The 17,639-nt window shown below is 66.3% G+C and carries 20 protein-coding genes; 10 read left to right on the top strand and 10 right to left on the bottom strand.

All coding sequences use genetic code 11. From position 1 onward, the window contains the following. Positions 1–3: 3 nt before the first annotated feature. Entirely contained in the window at positions 4–1,305 is a 1,302-nt protein-coding gene (gene hmgA / locus K5H97_RS04650; protein WP_028689840.1) for a homogentisate 1,2-dioxygenase, read from the bottom strand. Between the two features lie 189 nt (positions 1,306–1,494). Here hmgA and K5H97_RS04645 point away from each other — a divergent pair, with 189 nt between their 5' ends. After that, a complete protein-coding gene (locus tag K5H97_RS04645) occupies positions 1,495–2,277 on the top strand; it encodes an IclR family transcriptional regulator (protein ID WP_028689841.1) in 783 nt (260 codons plus the stop codon). 312 nt (positions 2,278–2,589) lie between these two features. On the opposite strand, the gene K5H97_RS04640 is transcribed toward K5H97_RS04645, so the two are convergent. The 4 genes from K5H97_RS04640 to K5H97_RS04625 form a co-directional block, all read right to left on the bottom strand. Next, positions 2,590–3,504, bottom strand: a complete 915-nt coding sequence (locus K5H97_RS04640; protein WP_028689842.1) for an SDR family oxidoreductase — start codon at positions 3,502–3,504, stop codon at positions 2,590–2,592. A gap of 116 nt (positions 3,505–3,620) precedes the next feature. After that, a complete protein-coding gene (locus K5H97_RS04635; protein WP_028689843.1) occupies positions 3,621–4,526 on the bottom strand; it encodes an alpha/beta fold hydrolase in 906 nt (301 codons plus the stop codon). 173 nt (positions 4,527–4,699) lie between these two features. Beyond that, positions 4,700–5,386 carry an LrgB family protein gene (locus K5H97_RS04630; RefSeq protein WP_028689844.1) on the bottom strand — a complete coding sequence of 229 codons (687 nt, stop codon included), beginning with the start codon at positions 5,384–5,386 and terminating at the stop codon, positions 4,700–4,702. Continuing rightward, complete coding sequence (locus K5H97_RS04625) at positions 5,376–5,762, bottom strand: CidA/LrgA family protein (RefSeq protein WP_028689845.1); 387 nt, start codon at positions 5,760–5,762, stop codon at positions 5,376–5,378. The genes K5H97_RS04630 and K5H97_RS04625 overlap by 11 nt, the downstream gene beginning before the upstream one ends. Positions 5,763–5,864: 102 nt before the next feature. On the opposite strand from K5H97_RS04625, the gene K5H97_RS04620 reads away from it, so the two are divergent. Beyond that, positions 5,865–6,749, top strand: a complete 885-nt coding sequence (locus K5H97_RS04620) for a LysR family transcriptional regulator (protein WP_028689846.1) — start codon at positions 5,865–5,867, stop codon at positions 6,747–6,749. Between the two features lie 43 nt (positions 6,750–6,792). Here the strand turns inward: K5H97_RS04620 and K5H97_RS04615 are convergent, their stop codons facing one another. Continuing rightward, entirely contained in the window at positions 6,793–7,248 is a 456-nt protein-coding gene (locus K5H97_RS04615) for a flavodoxin (protein ID WP_028689847.1), read from the bottom strand. 184 nt (positions 7,249–7,432) lie between these two features. On the opposite strand from K5H97_RS04615, the gene K5H97_RS04610 reads away from it, so the two are divergent. From K5H97_RS04610 to K5H97_RS04590, 5 genes are all read left to right on the top strand, one after another. Continuing rightward, positions 7,433–8,056 (top strand): hypothetical protein, encoded by a 624-nt coding sequence (locus K5H97_RS04610; protein ID WP_028689848.1) that lies wholly within the window; start codon positions 7,433–7,435, stop codon positions 8,054–8,056. A gap of 148 nt (positions 8,057–8,204) precedes the next feature. Further along, positions 8,205–8,777, top strand: coding sequence for an antibiotic biosynthesis monooxygenase (locus K5H97_RS04605; RefSeq protein WP_028689849.1), 573 nt, complete (start codon positions 8,205–8,207; stop codon positions 8,775–8,777). 76 nt (positions 8,778–8,853) lie between these two features. Then, the gene (gene folM / locus K5H97_RS04600) at positions 8,854–9,546 is read left to right on the top strand and encodes a dihydromonapterin reductase (protein WP_028689850.1); all 693 of its coding nucleotides are present in this window, start codon (positions 8,854–8,856) and stop codon (positions 9,544–9,546) included. Between the two features lie 13 nt (positions 9,547–9,559). Further along, the gene (locus K5H97_RS04595) at positions 9,560–9,856 is read left to right on the top strand and encodes a DUF1244 domain-containing protein (RefSeq protein ID WP_028689851.1); all 297 of its coding nucleotides are present in this window, start codon (positions 9,560–9,562) and stop codon (positions 9,854–9,856) included. Then, positions 9,849–10,190, top strand: coding sequence for a HopJ type III effector protein (locus K5H97_RS04590; protein WP_028689852.1), 342 nt, complete (start codon positions 9,849–9,851; stop codon positions 10,188–10,190). Before K5H97_RS04595 ends, K5H97_RS04590 begins: the two co-directional genes overlap by 8 nt. Before the next feature lie 70 nt (positions 10,191–10,260). Here the strand turns inward: K5H97_RS04590 and K5H97_RS04585 are convergent, their stop codons facing one another. The 4 genes from K5H97_RS04585 to K5H97_RS04570 all read right to left on the bottom strand — a co-directional run bounded on the left by K5H97_RS04585 (position 10,261) and on the right by K5H97_RS04570 (position 14,463). Further along, positions 10,261–11,169 carry an alpha/beta hydrolase family protein gene (locus K5H97_RS04585; protein ID WP_028689853.1) on the bottom strand — a complete coding sequence of 303 codons (909 nt, stop codon included), beginning with the start codon at positions 11,167–11,169 and terminating at the stop codon, positions 10,261–10,263. Positions 11,170–11,221: 52 nt separating this feature from the next. Beyond that, a complete protein-coding gene (locus K5H97_RS04580; protein ID WP_028689854.1) occupies positions 11,222–11,908 on the bottom strand; it encodes a GNAT family N-acetyltransferase in 687 nt (228 codons plus the stop codon). A gap of 166 nt (positions 11,909–12,074) precedes the next feature. Next, complete coding sequence (gene fabV / locus K5H97_RS04575; RefSeq protein WP_028689855.1) at positions 12,075–13,274, bottom strand: enoyl-ACP reductase FabV; 1,200 nt, start codon at positions 13,272–13,274, stop codon at positions 12,075–12,077. 331 nt (positions 13,275–13,605) lie between these two features. Continuing rightward, on the bottom strand, positions 13,606–14,463 hold the full coding sequence (locus K5H97_RS04570) for a LysR substrate-binding domain-containing protein (protein WP_028689856.1): 858 nt from the start codon (positions 14,461–14,463) through the stop codon (positions 13,606–13,608). 134 nt (positions 14,464–14,597) lie between these two features. On the opposite strand from K5H97_RS04570, the gene K5H97_RS04565 reads away from it, so the two are divergent. The 3 genes from K5H97_RS04565 to K5H97_RS04555 are packed head-to-tail and all read left to right on the top strand — an operon-like array spanning position 14,598 to position 17,638. After that, a complete protein-coding gene (locus tag K5H97_RS04565; RefSeq protein ID WP_028689857.1) occupies positions 14,598–15,647 on the top strand; it encodes an agmatine deiminase family protein in 1,050 nt (349 codons plus the stop codon). Next, positions 15,644–16,540, top strand: coding sequence for an N-carbamoylputrescine amidase (aguB, locus tag K5H97_RS04560; RefSeq protein ID WP_028689858.1), 897 nt, complete (start codon positions 15,644–15,646; stop codon positions 16,538–16,540). Before K5H97_RS04565 ends, aguB begins: the two co-directional genes overlap by 4 nt. A gap of 3 nt (positions 16,541–16,543) precedes the next feature. Beyond that, on the top strand, positions 16,544–17,638 hold the full coding sequence (locus tag K5H97_RS04555; protein ID WP_028689859.1) for an extracellular solute-binding protein: 1,095 nt from the start codon (positions 16,544–16,546) through the stop codon (positions 17,636–17,638). Position 17,639 lies beyond the last annotated feature (1 nt).

Below are 17,639 nucleotides of genomic sequence, written 5' to 3'. Positions count from 1 at the left end.
CGGTTATCTCCGGTTCGGGTTGAAGGTGCTCGGCAAGGTGGCCCAGCAACTATCGTAGTCGGCCTGCAATTGTGGGCTTTCGAGGGCCTGGCGGCTCGGACGCAGCACCTGGCTGGTCTCGAACATGAAGGCCATGGTGTTGTCGATCTTGTGCGGCGCCAGGTCCACCGAGATGGCCTTGTCGCAGGTCTCGGCGTCCGGGCCGTGGGCGCTCATCACCCCATGCAGCGAGGCGCCGCCGGGCAGGAAGCCTTCGGCCTTGGCGTCGTAGGCGCCCTGGATCAGGCCCATGAACTCGTTCATCAGGTTGCGGTGGAACCATGGCGGACGGAAGGTGTTCTCGGCCACCATCCAGCGCGGCGGGAAGATCACGAAGTCCATGTTGGCCATGCCGTGCACGCTGGTGGGCGAGGTCAGCACGGTGAAGATCGACGGGTCGGGGTGGTCGAAACTGACCGTGCCGATGGTGTTGAAGCGGCGCAGGTCGTACTTGTACGGCACGTTGCTGCCGTGCCAGGCGACCACGTCCAGCGGCGAATGCTGCAGCTCGCAGGCCCAGTGTTCACCGAGGAACTTCTGCACCAGCTGCACCGGGCCGTTGCTCTCTTCGTAATGGGCGACCGGGGTAAGGAAGTCACGCGGGTTGGCCAGGCCGTTGCTGCCGATCGGGCCGAGGTCCGGGATGCGCAGCGGCGCGCCGTGGTTCTCCGCGATATAGCCACGGGCCTGGGCGTCGAGCAGTTCGACCCGGAACTTCATGCCCCGCGGGATCACCGCGATCTCCAGCGGCCCGACTTCGAGCACGCCCAGCTCGGTGGCGATGCGCAGGCGACCTTGTTCCGGCACCAGCAGCAGCTCGCCGTCGGCATTGAAGAACACCCGCTCCATGGAACGGTTGGCGCGGTAGATGTAGACGCTCACCCCGGCCGGCTTTTCCGATGCCGAGTTGGCCACCATCGGCAGCCAGCCATCGATGAAGTCGGTCGGCTCGCACGGGATCGGCTGGGGGCTCCAGCGCAGGCGATTGGGGTTGATGGCACCCAGCGCGCCGGTCAGCGGCTGGCGCTCCAGGCGCTCGAAACGCGGGTGCAGCGCCGACGGGCGGATGCGGTACAGCCAGGTACGGCGCAGTTCGCTGCGGGTCATGGTGAAGGCGGTGCCCGACAGCAGCTCGGCGTACAGCCCGTAGGGGGCTTTCTGCGGCGAGTTCTGCCCGACCGGCAGGGCGCCGGGCAAGGCTTCGCTGGCGAATTCGTTGCCGAAGCCGCTCAGGTACTCGAGTTCAGGGGAAGTGTCGCGGGTCATCGGTGCCTCCGGGCTGCTGGGAGCCGTTGCGGGCAGCTGGCTGCGGGCCCGATCCTGAAACCGGCACCAGGGGCGGCAGCGCGTCTGCATTGTTTTTATCGTAATCAGATTACGAATAACGTAATTTGCCCGCGCGCAGGCGTCAAGCTATAAAGGCGCCACCCCAAGAATTCCGCATAGAAGTCCCCCATGGCCAAAGCCAGCAGCAGCGCCGACAACGGCAAACAGAAGGTCCGCTCGGCGGAAGTCGGCACCGACATCCTCAAGGCCCTGGCCGAACTCTCCCCCTCCACCTCGTTGTCGCGCCTGGCCGAGCACGTGGACATGCCGGCGAGCAAGGTTCACCGCTACCTGCAGGCGCTGATCGCCAGCGGCTTCGCCGAACAGGACCCGGCCACCAACCACTATGGACTCGGGCGCGAGGCGTTGCGGGTGGGCATGGCGGCACTGGGCAGCATCGATGTGCTGAAGGTGGCGGCGCTGCCGCTGTCGCAGCTGCGCGACGAGCTCAACGAAAGCTGCTTCATCGCCGTGTGGGGCAACCAAGGCGCGACCGTGGTGAGCATCGAGCCGGCGGTGCGGGCGGTGACGGTGGTGACCCAGATCGGCTCGGTGCTGCCATTGCTGAGTTCGTCCACCGGGCTGGTGTTCGCGGCGCATCTGCCCGAGCGGGAGACCGTGGAGCTGCGCGACCAGGAACTGGCCACGCTGGGCCAGAAGGCGAGCGACTATGCGCCCCTGCTGGAGCAGATCCGCCAGCGCGGCCTGCACCATGTGCACGGGTTGCTGATGCCGGGGGTGGATGCGCTGTCCGCGCCGGTGTTCAACGCCATGGGTCAGGTCGCCGCGGTGATGACCGTGGTCGGACCGACCTCGATCTTCCATGCCGACGAGCACGGCCCGGCCGCCCGGCGCCTGCTAGCCGCCACCCAAGCCACCAGCTGGCGGATGGGATACGGCGCGGATCAGTGAAAGGGCTTACAAAGCATTACGGATTTTCACTGCGCAGGCTGGCTATAGTCCGCCTGGCACTTTTACCCGAAACGTAAAGGTGAATGTCATAAGCCGCTATTTTTCCCACGGGATCAAGCGCTTATTCTGATCTCACTGGCCGGCACGAAGGGCTCTCCCCCCTGCCTTTCGGGCCCGCCCAGGTTCACCGACGTTGATTTTGAAGCTCCTTGATCTAACGTCTCGATTGGCCGCTGCGATTGCAGCGGCCTTTTTTATTTGTGCAGGATTCGCAAGACCGGCGAAAGGGCCGCAGCGCGGCCCCGGCATTGTTCAACCCAACGGATACTTCTGCAGGTTCGCCATCATCTGCTGCAACGCCTGCAGGCTGTCCTGCGGATGCCCGGCGCCCTCGAAGTCGCCAATGCGCGCCCAGTTGTCCGCCACCTGCTCGGGCGTGAACCCTTCGCGCGGGTCAAACCCCACGCCCTGGCTGCGCTCCCAGCGCACCTTGCCGACCCAGCCGCCGCCCACCTCGAACAGCTCGCCGCTGTCCTGGCACTGTTCGCTCCCCAGGTACACCACCAGCGGGCTGATCAGCTCGGGCTGCAGCCGCTCGAACACCTGCGGCGGGATCAGCCCCTCGGTCATGCGCGTGCCGCCGGTCGGGGCGATGGCGTTGGCCAGGATGCCGTGCTTGCGGCCTTCGATGGCCAGGGTGCGGGTCAGCCCATAGAGGCCGAGCTTGGCCATGCCGTAGTTGGCCTGGCCGAAATTGCCATAGATGCCCGATGTGGACGAGGTGAAGATCACCCGCCCCCAGTTCTGCGCCCGCAGGTGCGGCCAGGCAGCGTGTGTGACCTTGTAGGCGCCCTCGACGTGCACGCGGTAGACCAACTCCCAGTCGCTGTCTTCCATCTTGTGGAAGGTCTTGTCGCGCAGGATGCCGGCGTTATTGACCAGCACATCGACCCGGCCGTAGGTGTCCAGGGCCTGCTCGACAATGCGCGCGCCATCGGTGACCGAGTCATGGTTGGCGATCGCCGAACCGCCCGCGGCGCGGATCTCCTCCACCACGCGGTCGGCCGCCGAAGCGTTGGCGCCTTCACCGTGGGTCGACCCGCCCAGGTCGTTGACCACCACGTGCGCGCCGCGCGCGGCGAACAGCAACGCATGGGCCCGGCCCAGGCCGCCACCGGCCCCCGTGACGATCACCACTCGATCCTGCAGACGTACTGGTTCGCTCATGCTCAAGGCTCCTGGCAATGAAGGGATGCAACGCAGTCTCCGCCAGCCGCCGGGGCCGGGCAATCAAGAGCACCGTGGCGAATGCCGCCCGATAACGCCCGGCGATGATCACCCGGTCAGGACCAGGCGACCTTCAGCGGCACATAGCTCATCGGTTGTTCACGAAAGGCCAGGTAGTGGCGCAGCACCTGCACCGGCGCCTCGGTGTGCGGGTAATGGCCAATGCCCTGCAGCACCACGGTGTCCGGCTCCGGCACCAGTTCGCGGTAGCGTTCGACCATGTGCGCGCCGGACAACGGATCGACCGCGCCATTGATGAAGCGCAGCGGCACGCCCGGGCGTTGCAGCGCCGCGACCCAGCGTTCGCGCTGGGCCCTGCGCTCGGGCAGGAAGCTGATGAGCCGGTGCAGGATGCGCGGGCCGCGATTGGAGGCGATCAGGCTCCAGTAGTCGTCCAGGGCGCTTTCGCTGGGGTGGGTGCAGGGGCCGTAGACCTGGGTGACGTTGCGCACCAGGTCGTCGCGCCCGAACGAGCGCCCGACCAGCCAGCCCAGGCGACTAAGCAGCAGCTTCTGCACCAGCAGCACGCGGCAGCTCTCGGGGAACAGCCCGCTGTTGAGGAACACGCAACTGGCCACCTTGAGCCGCTGCTCATGGTGCCTGGCCAGCAGTTCCTGGGCGACGCTGCCACCGTAGTCATGAGCCAACAGGTGCACCGGCTGGTCGATGTGCAGGTGCGCCAGCAACGCCTGCTGCAGATCGGCCTGCTCGAGCAGGCTGTAGTCGTGGTCCGCGGGCTTGGCCGAATCGCCGAAGCCGAGCATGTCGCAGGCCACCACGCGAAAACGCTGGGCCAGGGGTGCCCACAGGTAGTGCCAATCCCAGCTGGCCGTGGGGAAACCGTGAAGCAAAAGCAGGGGCTCTCCTTGCCCTGCCGTCCAGTAGCGGATGCTCTGGCCCCGGAAGGTGAAACCCTGGCTCCGGGTGCGCCAGACGCACAATGGAATCTCGGCCAGTGGCATCACGGTCGTCCCGGTGGATAAGTGTCGGAAGAGGGCAAGGCTGCGTTCATTGCATGTCACCTCGGCACATACATGTGCTCTCTATGTCGAGGCTCAGTCTAGAAGCCTATACGAAGGTGATAAGTCGCCTTGGCAGCCAGCCTGATGACCGTGCGAGTCAGTAGCACGAACGGTCAGATCAACTTCATCAGAAGCGGCGCCGCCAGCAGGTTGAGCAGCCCGGTCAGGACCATGACCAGGCCGGCCACCGAGCCCTCCTCGCGGCCGACCTCCTGGGCCCGGCTGACGCCCGCGCCATGGGCGCCGACGCCGAACAGCGCGCCCCGCGCCAATGGCGTGCGCAGTGGCAACCAACGCAGCAGGATGCCGCCGAACATCGCCCCGAGCACGCCGGTGAACATCACGAACACCGCCGTCAGTTCCGGCACGCCGCCCAGGTCCTGGGCCACCGGCATGGCGAACGGCGTGGTGATCGAGCGCGGCAGCAGCGACAGGCTGACCGCCTCGTCCAGCGCCAGCAAATGCGCCAGCGCCCAGGAGCTGCCGATCGAGGCCACGCTGCCGGCCAGCATGCCCACCAGCAGCGCCGGCCAATGCCGCGCCAGCAATGCCCGTTGCTGCCAGATCGGCACCGCGAAGGCGACGGTGACCGGGCCCAGCACACCCATCAGCCAGTGGGTGTTACGGGCGTACTCGGCGTAGGCGGTGTGCAACGGAACGGCCACCGCCAGCAGCAGCGCCGGCACCAGGATCAGCGGCGACAGCAGATAGCGCCCGCTGCGCCGGTACAGCCAGCGGCTGCCCAGGTAGGCGCCCAGGGTCAGCGCCAACCAGAACAGCGGCATGGGTTCAAGGCTCATGGCGCAGCCTCCAGCGGCACACCAGTTCCACGGTCAGCGCGGTGACCACCATCACCAGCAGCGTGCTCAGCGCGATCACCAGCAGGATGCGCCAGCCTTCGCTGCGCAGCAGACTGCCGTAGTCCAGCAGGCTCATCAACGCCGGAATGAAGAACAGCAGCATCTCGGCCATCAGCCAGCCGGCGCCCAGTTGCAGGGTGGCCGGCTTGAGCACGCCGCAGGCGAACAGCACCAGCAGCAGCGCCAGGCCCATCACCCCGGCGGGGATCGGCCAGGCCAGCCAGGCGGCCAGCTGGCCACCGATCAGGAACAGGGCCAGCAGCACCGCCAGCTCGGCGAAGAGGCGCAGGGTTTTCTTCAGCAATGCAGGATTCATGGGCGGGGGTTCCTCGACAACGTGCCCATTGTAAAAGTCGCGCCCCCAGGCCAGAAGCGAATTGTTAGACTGACAGCCATTCCAGAATGGAATCGAGTGATCATGGAATTCAAACAACTGCGCAGTTTCATCGAGGTCGTCCACAGGGGCGGTTTCACCCAAGCGGCGATCACCCTGCACATCAGCCAGTCGGCGGTGAGCAAGCAGGTCGCCCAGCTGGAACAGGATATCGGCCAGCCGCTGCTGGAGCGCCAGGGTTCGCAGTTACTGCTGACCGCCGCCGGGCGCATTGTCCTCGAGCGGGGCGAGGCGCTGTTGCGCCAGCGCCAGGAACTGCAGAGCGAACTGGACGACCTCAGCCAGATGGCCCGCGGCGAGCTGCGCCTGGGCCTGCCGCTGCTGGGCAGCGACGCGCTGTTCGCCGGGTTGTTCGCCGAGTACCGGCGGCGGCATCCGAACATCTCGATCCAACTGCTCGAAGGCGGCAGCCGCATGGTCGAGCAGGCGGTGAGAAGTGGCGAGCTGGAACTGGGCGGCAGCCTGACGCCGAGCGATCCGGCGTTCGACTACCAACCCTTTTGCAACGAGCCGCTGGAGGCCCTGCTGCCCGCGAGCCACCCACTGGCCGGGCAAGCCGACGTCGCCCTGGCGCAACTGGCCGACACGCCGTTCCTGCTGTACCAGCGCAGCTTCGTGTTGAACGATCGGTTGCTCAGTGCCTGCCAGCAGGAGGGATTCACGCCCAGGGAAGGCGGACGCAGCGGCCAGGCGGACTTTCTCGCCGCGCTGGTGGCGGCCGGCCAAGGCGTGGTGCTGCTGCCGGCGATCGTCGCGCGGGCGCTGGAGCGGCCCGGGGTGGTGCGTTTGCCGTTACGGGCGCCGGAACATCTGCGCTGGGACATCGCCTTCATCTGGCGGCGCGGGGCTTATCTGTCGCGGGCGGCGCAGGCGTGGCTGGCGTTGTTGCGTGAACGCGACGAAGCATGACGCGAACCTGTAGGAGCGGCAAGACCGCTCCTACACGGGCGATTTAACCTTTGAGTGCTGCCACAAACTCCGCCAGCCACGGCTCGGCATCGGTCTCCGGTGTCACCGTCTCGCTGGCATCGAGCCGCAACATCGGCAGCACCTCGTTCACCCCCAGTTCGGCGAACAGCTCGCGCATCTGCTCGCCGCCGCCGCAGTAGGTGTCGCCATAGCTGGAGTCGCCCAGGCCGATCACCGCCCCGGGCAACCCGCGCCAGGCCGCCGGCAGTACGTCACGCATGGTGCTGTACAGCGGCATCAGGCTGTCGGGCAGTTCGCCCATGCCCGTGGTCGAGGTCACTGCCAACAACGCGTCCGGGGCAAAGCCCTCGATGTCCTGCAGGGTGGCGCGGGCGGCATGCCAGGCTTCAAGGCCGGCGGCCTTGAGCAGCGACTCGGCGTGACGGGCGACTTCTTCGGCGGTGCCGTATACCGAACCGGAAATAATGGCGACTTTCATCGGGTGAGGATTCCGAAACTGAGTGAAAACGTAGGATACTAGCACTCGACAGTGGCAAAAGGCCGCCTATGCCTAAAGTCACACACTTCAGGATTATCCGACGAATGACCGGAACGAAGCGTATTGGCTACTGTCGACAGCCGTGAAGAAATTGCCCTTACCGATCGCCCCTTCGAGTTCGACCATGCAAGCAGACGCCCTACTCTCCCAGGACGAACTGGATTTCATCCAGGACATGCAGCATTCGCCCCAGCTGAACCTGGCCGACCCCATGTCGAGCCTGCTGGTCAATGGCGACCGTCGTCTGAAGGACCTGCTCACCCGCCTGGTGGCCAACGAGCAGGTCACCCTGCAGGCCAGCTTCAACAACCAGCAGCTGAGCTTCCCCCTGCAACTGGTCGAGGACGAATTCCACGCCCTGCACCTGCAACTGGGCTCGCCGGACATCTACGAGGACGGCCCGATGCTGCGGCCCTGGCGCCTGTCGCTGGAGCGGCCGAGCGCCCTGCTCGACGACCGCGGCCAGGCCAGCGACCTGTGGGTGCGGGATATCTCGTTCAAGGGCGTGCTGCTGGAGGTCCGTGGCCGGCGCGAGGCGCCGTCCCACTTCAAGCTGCGCTTCGCCGCCGCGGATATACCGCCGATCGGCCTGCACGGCGTGCTGCGTCGGCGCATCGGCCCGCGCCTGGCCGCCTATGACCTGTCGCACAGCCCGGCCGAAGAAATCGAACGTCTGCGCGAGTACATCCTGCAGGCCCACCGCCAGGCCCACCCCGAGCTGCACGCCCAGGCCCCCGCCGCCTGCTGACGACCGTCCAGCCGCTGAAACTGACCGGTCATGACGGATTGCGCATAATCTGCGCCCGATTCTTGCAAGCACGCCTGCGCCGCCCACCACCCCGGGCCGCATGCCAAGGGGCCGGCTACCCGCCAGCCCCGTCGCCAGGAGATACACGATGTCTACCCCACCCGTCACCCTGATGGTGTCGCGCCGCGCCGCCTGTGGCCGCTACCAGGACCTGCTGGCCTGGCTGCACGAAGGCGAGCAATTGGCCACCGACTTCCCCGGTTACCTGGGCTCGGGCATCCTCGCGCCGCCGGCCGAGGGCGATGAATTCCAGATCATCTTCCGCTTCACCGACGAGCAGACCCTGCACGCCTGGGAGCATTCCGCCTCGCGCCGGACCTGGCTTGAGCGCGGCGACGGTCTGTTCGAACGCCCCAAAGAGAGGCGCGTAAGCGGCATCGACGACTGGTTCGGCACCAATACAGTGCAGAAACCGCCGCGCTGGAAGCAGGCCACGGCCATCTGGCTGGCGTTCTTCCCGGTCTCGCTGCTGTTCAACCTGCTGTTCGGCCACTGGCTGGCAGCGCTGGAACTGCTGCCCCGCGTACTGCTCAGCACCCTGGCCCTGACCCCCTTGATGGTGTACCTGTTCATCCCGCTGTCCACCCGCCTGCTGGCCGGCTGGCTGAACGCCGCGCCGCCTGCCCCGAGCGGCCGGGCCCAGGGGCTGCGCAGCCGCTGAGGCACGGGCTCGCAAGGCCGCGCAGTTCGGGTATGCTGGGGCATCACGCACGGACAGACGAACAGACCGCCCGCACATGAACAGCCCAATCCTCATCACCGGCGCCAGCCAGCGCGTCGGGCTGGCCCTGGCCCTGGAGCTGGCCCAGGCCGGCCATACGGTGGTCAGCGCCAGCCGCAGCCTGCATCCCCAGGCAGCCCACCCGAACATCCGGCAGTTCCAGGCCGACCTGACCCGCAGCGAAGACCGCCAGGCCCTGATCGACCACCTGCACGGCCACTACGATGGCCTGCGCGGGATCATCCACAACGCCTCGCTGTGGCTCGACGATGGCCTGGACAACCTCGACACCATGTTCCGCCTGCACGTCGAGGCGCCCTACCACCTCAACCTGGCCCTCGGCGAGTGGCTGAACAAGGTGGACAAGGCCGACATCATCCATATCTGCGACGAGACCTCCTCGCGCGGCAGCAAGAGCCATATCGGCTACGCCGCGACCAAGGCCGCGCTGCAGAACATGGTGTTGTCGTTTGCCGAAAAGTACGCGCCCAAGGTGCGCGTCAACGGTATCCTGCCGGGCCTGTTGATCCTCAAGGAAGGCGGCGACGAGCAGTACCGCCAGCAGACCCTGAAAAAGGCCCTGCTCGAATTCGAACCCGGCGCCCGCCCGCTGATCGACGCCGTGCTGTTCCTGCTCGAAAGCCAGTACAGCACCGGCAGCCAGGTGGTCATCAACGGTGGCCGCCATCTGAAGAACCGCATGACCTGAAGAGACACCGCCCATGACCCCGCAACAACAGCTCGAACTCGAAGCCGCCGCGTTCCGGCGCCTGGTCGACCATCTGCAGAAACGCACCGACGTGCAGAACATCGACCTGATGAACCTCTCCGGCTTCTGCCGCAACTGCCTGTCGAAATGGCTCAAGGCCGCCGCCGACGATCGCCAGATCGAGCTGAGCCTGGACGATGCCCGCGAGCAGGTGTACGGCATGCCCTACGCCGAGTGGAAAGCCCAATACCAGAAAGAAGCCAGCGCCGAGCAACAGGCGGCGTTCGAACAAGGAAAACCCCGTGACTGACCTGAACACCCTGCGCAGCAGCCTCGCCAGCGGCGAGCACGTTTTCGCCGATACCCTGGCGTTCATCGCCGCGAACTACAGCTACCAGCCTCAGGCCTTCGACAACGGCGACGTGCACAACGCCGCCGGGCAGAACGAAGGTTCGTGCAAGACCCTGGGCCTGGCGCTGCTGGAAGGGCTGAGCGACCAGGAAGCGCTGCTGGCCTTCGGCGAGCACTACCGCAGCGTGGTGGCCACCCCCGAGGGCAGCGACCATGGCAACATCCGTGCGCTGATCAAGCATGGTTTGGCCGGCGTGAAGTTCACCGCCCAGCCGCTGGCGCGCCTGGCCTGACTTCGCCTCTCGCCCATCGCGGGGCAAGTCGCGGCGGTGCGCCGATGCGACGTGCCCCGCGACGAGGCCCTCAACTGATAACGCTACCCGGCACCTGGCCCTCTAACTGCCCTTCTCGCAGCCACCCCAGCGCAATCGGCCACAAACTTTCACGAAACCGATCGTGAAAGAACGCGAAATGCCCGATCTCCTCCACCGAGATATCCACAGGCGCCACCCGCAGGTGCCGACGCTCGGCCTGGCGCAGGTACCCCAACAACCGTTCGGTGGCCGCCACCGTGCCGAACGGATCGTCGGTCAGGCTGATGGCCAGGGTCGCCGCCCGCACCTGTTCGAACGGCAGCGCCTCGAGCAGGCGCCCACTGGGCCGGTGCTCGTAGCGCGGCGTGCGGGTACTCCAGTCACGCACCACCCCGGCCGGGGTGTCCTCCAGCCAGCCCAGGCGCTTGCCGGGGAAATAGCCGAATACCCGGGTCAGCAAAGGCATGACCACATGCCACTTGCCGAACAGTTGCCAGCGCTGGTCCGCCGCATAGTCGCGCCAATAGGCGAACTGCGCGCCCACCAGCACCGCTCGGCGCACCTGCGCGGCCGAAGGTGCCAGCCCCAGCGCCCAGCCGCCGAAGCTGTGGCCGACCACATGCACCGGTTGCCCGGGCTGTTCGGCTGCGGCCAGTTGCAACATTGCCTCGAAATCCAGGCGCCCCCAGTCGCTCCACGACGCCTTGAAACCGCGCAACGAAGCCGGGCGTGATTCGCCGATACCTCGGTAGTCATAGGTGAGCACATCGAAGCCCTGGGCGAACAGGTAATCGGCGAATCGCGAGTAATAACGGCAGCGCACCGAGGTGGCGGCATTGATGATCACCAGCGGGCGCTGGGCGTCGGTCTGGGCGTGACGCCAACGAAAACCGCCGAGGCTGTAGCCGTCGGCGGCGAGCTGGCGAAATGCACTGGCGGGTTGGGTGAGGCTGCTCATGGCGCGCTCCCTGCGTTGTCCGCCAACGCTAGCAAACATACCCCCGTTATAGCTAGGTGGTGGGCAGCGCGCCGGCCACGCCCGGTTTGCGCAGTACCGCCAGGCGCGAGCCGTCGTAGCGGGTCTCGCGGAACAGCTTCCAGCGCCCGAACAGCCCGTACACGTGCATCACCCGTCCCTGCTCGTGGTAGCCCATGCGCAGGTGCAGCTTCATGGCCGGCACGTTGTGGGTCTCCACCACGTCCACCACCTTGTGGCAGCCCTTTTCACGCATGGTGTTCCACAGCTCGACCTGGGCCGTCACCGACAGCTCGCTGCCAAAGTAGGGCCGGGTCATCTCGCCGCCGAACTCGAAGAACTCGCCCGGTTTCACCGGGAAGGTGCAACCGTAGTAGTGCTTGTCGTGATAGTCGACCACGCTGGCCCAGATGAAGGCCACGGCATCGCCCTGCTCGTCCAGGTACATGTGCCCGGTGTGCCCTTCGGCGGCCAGTTCACGCATGGTCTCGACGCGGTCGCCGAAGTTCGCGGCGAAGGCGTCGGCATTGGCGGTGGTGATCTGCACCAGGGTGACCGGTGTGTGGGCCTTGAGGTTGTAGGGAGGCACCGGACTGATCAGGTCGCGCTCCATCCACAGCAATTCCCAGTGGAAGAACACGTAACGTTCGAACAAGGTCTTGAAGGTGCGCTTGAGGCCCTTCTGGCGAATGCGTTCTTGTAGTTTTTGCAGTGCGCCCATTGCTCCCTCCTCGGCCCCGGCGGAATTGCCAGGCCAATAGCTGGGGTATAGATCAGGCGGAGGTGCCCATGGCAAAGGGCCACTGGAGGATTTGTTTCAGAATATTAACAAGTCGTCGGCGGGAACCGCGCAGCCGTCATCAAGGGCTGCGCGGTCAAGGACTTGCTTACAGCTCGATGCAGTCGAACCGTACGTCGGTGGCCACGTCTTCGTCGTAGTTGACGTCAGCGCGCTCGAAGCCGAACAGGTTGAGGAACTGCTTCTTGTAGCCGGCGTAGTCGGTCAGTTCGAACAGGTTCTCGGTGGTTACCTTCGGCCACATGGCACGGCAGGCGTCCTGCACGTCATCACGCAGTTCCCAGTCGTCCAGACGCAGGCGGCCTTCGTCGTCCAGTGCAGCCGGCGCACCGTCCGCACGGTACATGCGGTCACGGAACATGCGGTCCAGCTGGTTTTGGGTACCTTCGTGGATACCCTTCTCCTGCATGATCTTGAAGACCATCGACAGGTACAACGGCATCACCGGGATCGCCGAGCTGGCCTGGGTAACGACCGACTTGAGCACCGCAACGTTGGCACTGCCACCGACTTTCTTGCCCAGGCGCTGGGCGGTTTCGTCCAGGTCCTGCTTGGCCTTGCCCAGGGCGCCGTCCCAGTAGATCGGCCAGGTGATGTCGGAGCCGATGTAGCTGAAGGCCACGGTGCGGGCCTGTGGCGCCAGCACGCCTGCAGCGTTCAGGGCGTCGATCCACAGCTCCCAGTCCTGGCCGCCCATGACGGTGACGGTGTCAGCGATTTCCTGCTCGGTGGCCGGCTCGATGCTGGCCTCGATGATGGTGTCCTTGTTGGTGTCGATGGCGGTCGACTTGTACGGCTGGCCGATCGGCTTGAGCGCCGAGCGGACCACTTCACCGGTCTGCGGCAGCTTGCGCACTGGCGAGGCCAGCGAGTAGATCACCAGGTCGACCTGGCCGCCCATTTCGTTCTTGATCAGCTCGATGACCTTGGCGCGGGCTTCGTCGGAGAAAGCGTCACCGTTGATCGACTTGCTGTACAGGCCTTCGGCCTTGGCGAACTTGTCGAAGGCGGCGGCGTTGTACCAGCCGGCGGTACCGGCCTTGGTCTCGGTGCCCGGCTTTTCGAAGAACACGCCCAGGGTGTCGGCCTTGAAGCCGAACGCCGCGGTGATGCGCGCGGCCAGGCCGTAGCCGCTGGAGGCGCCGATCACCAGGACTTTCTTCGGACCATCCTCGCGCACGCCCAGCTTGCGGGTGGCTTCGATCTGGTCACGGACGTTGAGCTCGCAGCCCTTGGGGTGAGTCGTGGTGCAGATGAAACCGCGAACCTTGGGATGAATGATGGCCAATGTCTGTACCTCGTCAGGTTTAGGCTGGGGCAGCGCCCGGATTCGGGGCGCTGCCGTTTGATCTAGAGGGTGAGACTACCCTCGCGGGATATCCGACACATATTACGGGGTGATTCGCATTGCTGCATTGTCCGCACGCTCCCATTTGCCGGCAAAGCCAGCGCCTACAGGTACGGCATTGATCTTGAGGCTGGCGCGGTCCTGTGGGAGCGGCCTTGTGTCGCGAAAGGGCTGCGCAGCAGCCCCAGGGTTCCAGTGTTGACGCGAAGATCGCCGGGGCCGCTGCGCGGCCCTTTCGCGACACAAGGCCGCTCCCACAGGTTCCGTTCCATCAGGACAACACAGGCGACAGGGCCTCTCGCAACCACGCCAGGAACTGCCGCGCCAGCGGATCCTCCTGGCTCTCCCAATGCACCAGGCAGCTCCACACCGGCCCGCGCACGCGCTGTGCCGACAAGGGTCGCAAACGTCCCTCATCGACCATCCGCTGCGCCAGCAGTTGACTGACCAGGGCAATCCCCAGCCCCTCGCCCGCCGCCTCCAGCAGCAACCCCGGGTCTGAGAAGTTCAGCCCCTTGCCCTGCTGCCCCACCTCCTCGCCGCCTTCCAGCTGCCAGTGACTCCAGTCCATCTCGCGCTCGCCGTGCAAGGTCGTGCGCCCGGTCTCGGGCAACGTCGGGTGACAAGCCGGATACAACCTGTCCTGGTGCAGCACGGTGAAGCTGCATTCAGCCTGCGGCCCGATATCGTCGCGAATCGCCAGGTCGATGGTCTCGTTGGCCATGTCCGGGACCTCGAAGCTGGTAAACAGCCACAGGTCGACATCCGGGTGACGCTGGTGGAAATCCGCCAGGCGCGGCAACAGCCAATGCCGGGCGAAGGCCGGGGTGGTGTTGACCACCAACTGGTTGGGCTTGCGGTATTGGTCGAGGCGACGGATGCCCACCGCCAGTTGCTGCAACAGGGCTTGGGTGGTGCTGAGCAGGTCATGCCCGGCGTCGGTCAGGCTGACGCTCCGCCCGCTGCGGTGGAACAACGGTTGCTCCAGATAGCTTTCCAGGCTGCGGATCTGCTGGCTGATCGCCGACTGGGTAAGGTTCAGGGCCTCGGCGGCCTTGTGGAAGCTGCCCAGACGGGCGGCGGCTTCGAAGCCACGCAGGGCGTTGAGCGGGGGCCAATGCTTGAGCATGCTGATAAGCCTGACTGATCAGAAATACGCTAAATCTATCGTTTGTCGCTCCGGTTTCCCAGCCATAACATGGGCAGCAACACCCGCGACGGCGGGCTTCGTTGATAAAAATCCCTAATAGATCGGAGTTCACTATGACCCTGTCCCGCGACAGCGGCTGGCGCATGCCTGCCGAATGGGCCCGCCACGCCGCCACCTGGATGATCTGGCCACACAACAAGCCACTGTGGGAGGCGGGCTGGGGCGTGACCCTGGCCGACGTGCAGCGCGACTATGCCCGCGTGGCCGCCGCCATCGCGCGCTTCGAGCCGGTGAAGATGGTGGTCGATCCCTCGGCCATGGCCATTGCCCGCGAACTGTGCGGCCCCGGCATCGAGCTGGTCGAACTGGCCGTGGACGACAGCTGGTGCCGCGACAGCGGCCCGACCTTCCTCATCCACCCGCAGCAGGGCGTGGCCGGCCTGAGCTGGCGCTTCAACGCCTGGGGCGACAAGTCCGAGCACGGCAAGGACCGCAGCCTGGCCCGGCGCATCCTCGATCATCTCGGCCTCGAAGGCCTGAGCACCCCGCTGTGCAACGAAGGCGGCGCCATCCATGTCGACGGCGAAGGCACGCTGATCACCACCGAGTCGGTGCTGCTCAACCCCAACCGCAACCCGGGCCTGAGCAAGGCTGACTTCGAGGACTGCTTCGCCCGCCTGCTGGGCATCCGCAAGACCATCTGGCTGCCGGGTGACCCGCAGTACGTCACCGGCGACATGACCGACGGCCATGTCGATGGCGTGTGCGCCTTCGCCCGCCCCGGCGTGCTGCTGGTGGACGCCACCCACGACCAGGGCTCGGTGTACGCCGAGGTGGCCCGCGAGAACCGCCGCGCCCTGGAGTTGGCCACCGATGCCCAAGGCCGCTCGTTCGAGCTGCTCGACCTGTACGAGGCCACGGCGGCCGTGGATACCGAGGCCGAGGTGTTCTGCGCTTCGTACACCAACTTCTACCTGGCCAACGGCGCGGTGATCATGCCGGCCTACGGCATCGACGCCGACCAGGCCGCCGCCCGGCAGCTGGCCCTGGCCTTCCCCGGCCGCGAGGTCGTGCCGGTGCGCATCGACCATATCGCCCACGGCGGCGGCGGCATCCACTGCATCACCCAGCAGCAGCCGGCCTGGCAGGGAGCGCGCCCATGAGCACCTTGCGCATCGCCACCACGCAGATGGCCTGCAGCTGGGACCTGGCCGCCAACCTCGAGCGCGCCGAGCAGCTGGTGCGCCAGGCCGCCGCCCAGGGTGCCCAAGTGATCCTGCTGCAGGAGCTGTTCGCCACCCCGTATTTCTGCATCGAGCAGTGCCACAGCCACCAGGCCCTGGCCCAGGACTACCACGACAGCCCGCTGCTCAAGCGCTTCGCCGCCCTGGCCAAGGAGCTGGGCGTGGTGCTGCCGCTGAGCTGGTACGAGCGCGCCGGCAACGCCTTCTTCAACTCGCTGACCGTGGCCGACGCCGACGGCCGCCTGCTGGGGGTGTACCGCAAGACCCACATCCCCAACGCCATCGGCTACCAGGAAAAGGAATACTTCAGCCCCGGCGACACCGGTTTCAAGGTCTGGGACACCGCCTTCGGCCGCCTGGGCATCGGTATCTGCTGGGACCAGTGGTTCCCCGAGACCGCGCGCTGCCTGGCGCTGATGGGCGCCGAGGTGCTGCTGTTCCCCACCGCCATCGGCTCGGAGCCGGGCGCCGCCGAGCTGGACTCGCGTGACCATTGGCAGATGGCCATGCGCGGCCACGCCGCCGCCAACCTGCTGCCGGTGGTGGCCGCCAACCGTGTCGGTCACGAGGTGGCGCGCAGCGACGACAACCTGTCGATGCGCTTCTACGGCTCCTCGTTCATCTGCGACCACAAGGGCGCGATGCTGCAAGAGGCCGACCGCGACAGCAGCGGCGTCTGGCTGCACGACCTGGACCTGGAACGCATGCGCGAGGACCGCCTGAGCTGGGGCATCTACCGCGACCGCCGCCCCAGCATGTACGCGCCGTTGCTCAGCCTGGACGGCCGCACCCCACAGACCGCGAGGGCCTGAACCATGCCAAGCCGTCCATCGAAACTGCTCGCCATCGCCGCCCTGGTGGCCTGCGCCGGCGTCGCCCAGGCCGAGCAGGATGCCCTGCGCCTGTACAACTGGGCCGATTATTTTGCCGAGGACACCCTCAAGCGCTTCACCGCCGACACCGGCATCCCGGTGATCTACGACGTCATGGACGGCAGCGAAGTGCTCGAGGCCAAGCTGATGTCCGGTCGCAGCGGGTACGACCTGGTGTTCCCCGGCGACACCGTGGCCGAGCGGCTGATGCGCGCCGGCAGCCTGCAGGCGCTTGATCGCAAGCAACTGACCGCGCTCGACGATATCGAGCCCGGCCTGCGCCAGCTGCACGACCGCTACCCCAAGGCCAGCCAGGCCACCGTGCCCTACACCTGGGGCACCATCGGCCTGACCATGGATGCGGCGAAGATCCGCGAGCGCATGCCCGACGCCCCGCTGGACAGCCTCGACCTGCTGTTCAAGCCGGAGCTGGCGGCCAAGTTCGCCGACTGCGGCATCTCGATGATCGACTCGCCCGACGAAGTGCTGGCCGTGGTCCTCCACTACCTCGGTCGCGAACCGCGCAGCGCCAAGCGCGAAGACCTGGCCGCCGCCAGCGAACTGCTCAAGGGCATTCGCCCCTATGTGCGCAAGCTGCAGTCGCAGCCGGTCACCGAGCTGGTCAACGGCAACACCTGCCTGTCGCTGGGCTACAGCGGCGACGTGATCCAGGCCCAGCGCACCGCCGAGGCCGCGGGCAAGACCATCGACTTCCAGTACCGCGTGCCCCGCGAAGGCACCACGGTGTGGATGGACACCATGGCCATCCCTGCCGACGCCAAGCACCCGGAATACGCCTATCGTTTCATCAACTTCGTCATGCGCCCGGAGAACATGGCCGCGATCAGCAACTTCACCGGCTACCCCACCGCCAGCGCCAAGGCCCGCCCCCTGGTGGATGCGCGCCTGCGTGACAACCCGGACATCTACCTCAGCGATGCCACCTACACCCGGCTGATTCCGGGCAAGGACATCCCCCAGGCCGACATGCGTGCGCGCATGCGCGTCTGGACCCGCTTCAAGACTGCACAGGACTGAC

The organism is Pseudomonas mosselii, from assembly GCF_019823065.1.
GTDB classification, from domain to species: Bacteria; Pseudomonadota; Gammaproteobacteria; order Pseudomonadales; family Pseudomonadaceae; genus Aquipseudomonas; species Aquipseudomonas mosselii.
Note: the sequence above shows the minus strand (reverse complement) of the source record. Positions and strands in the feature narration are given on the sequence as shown.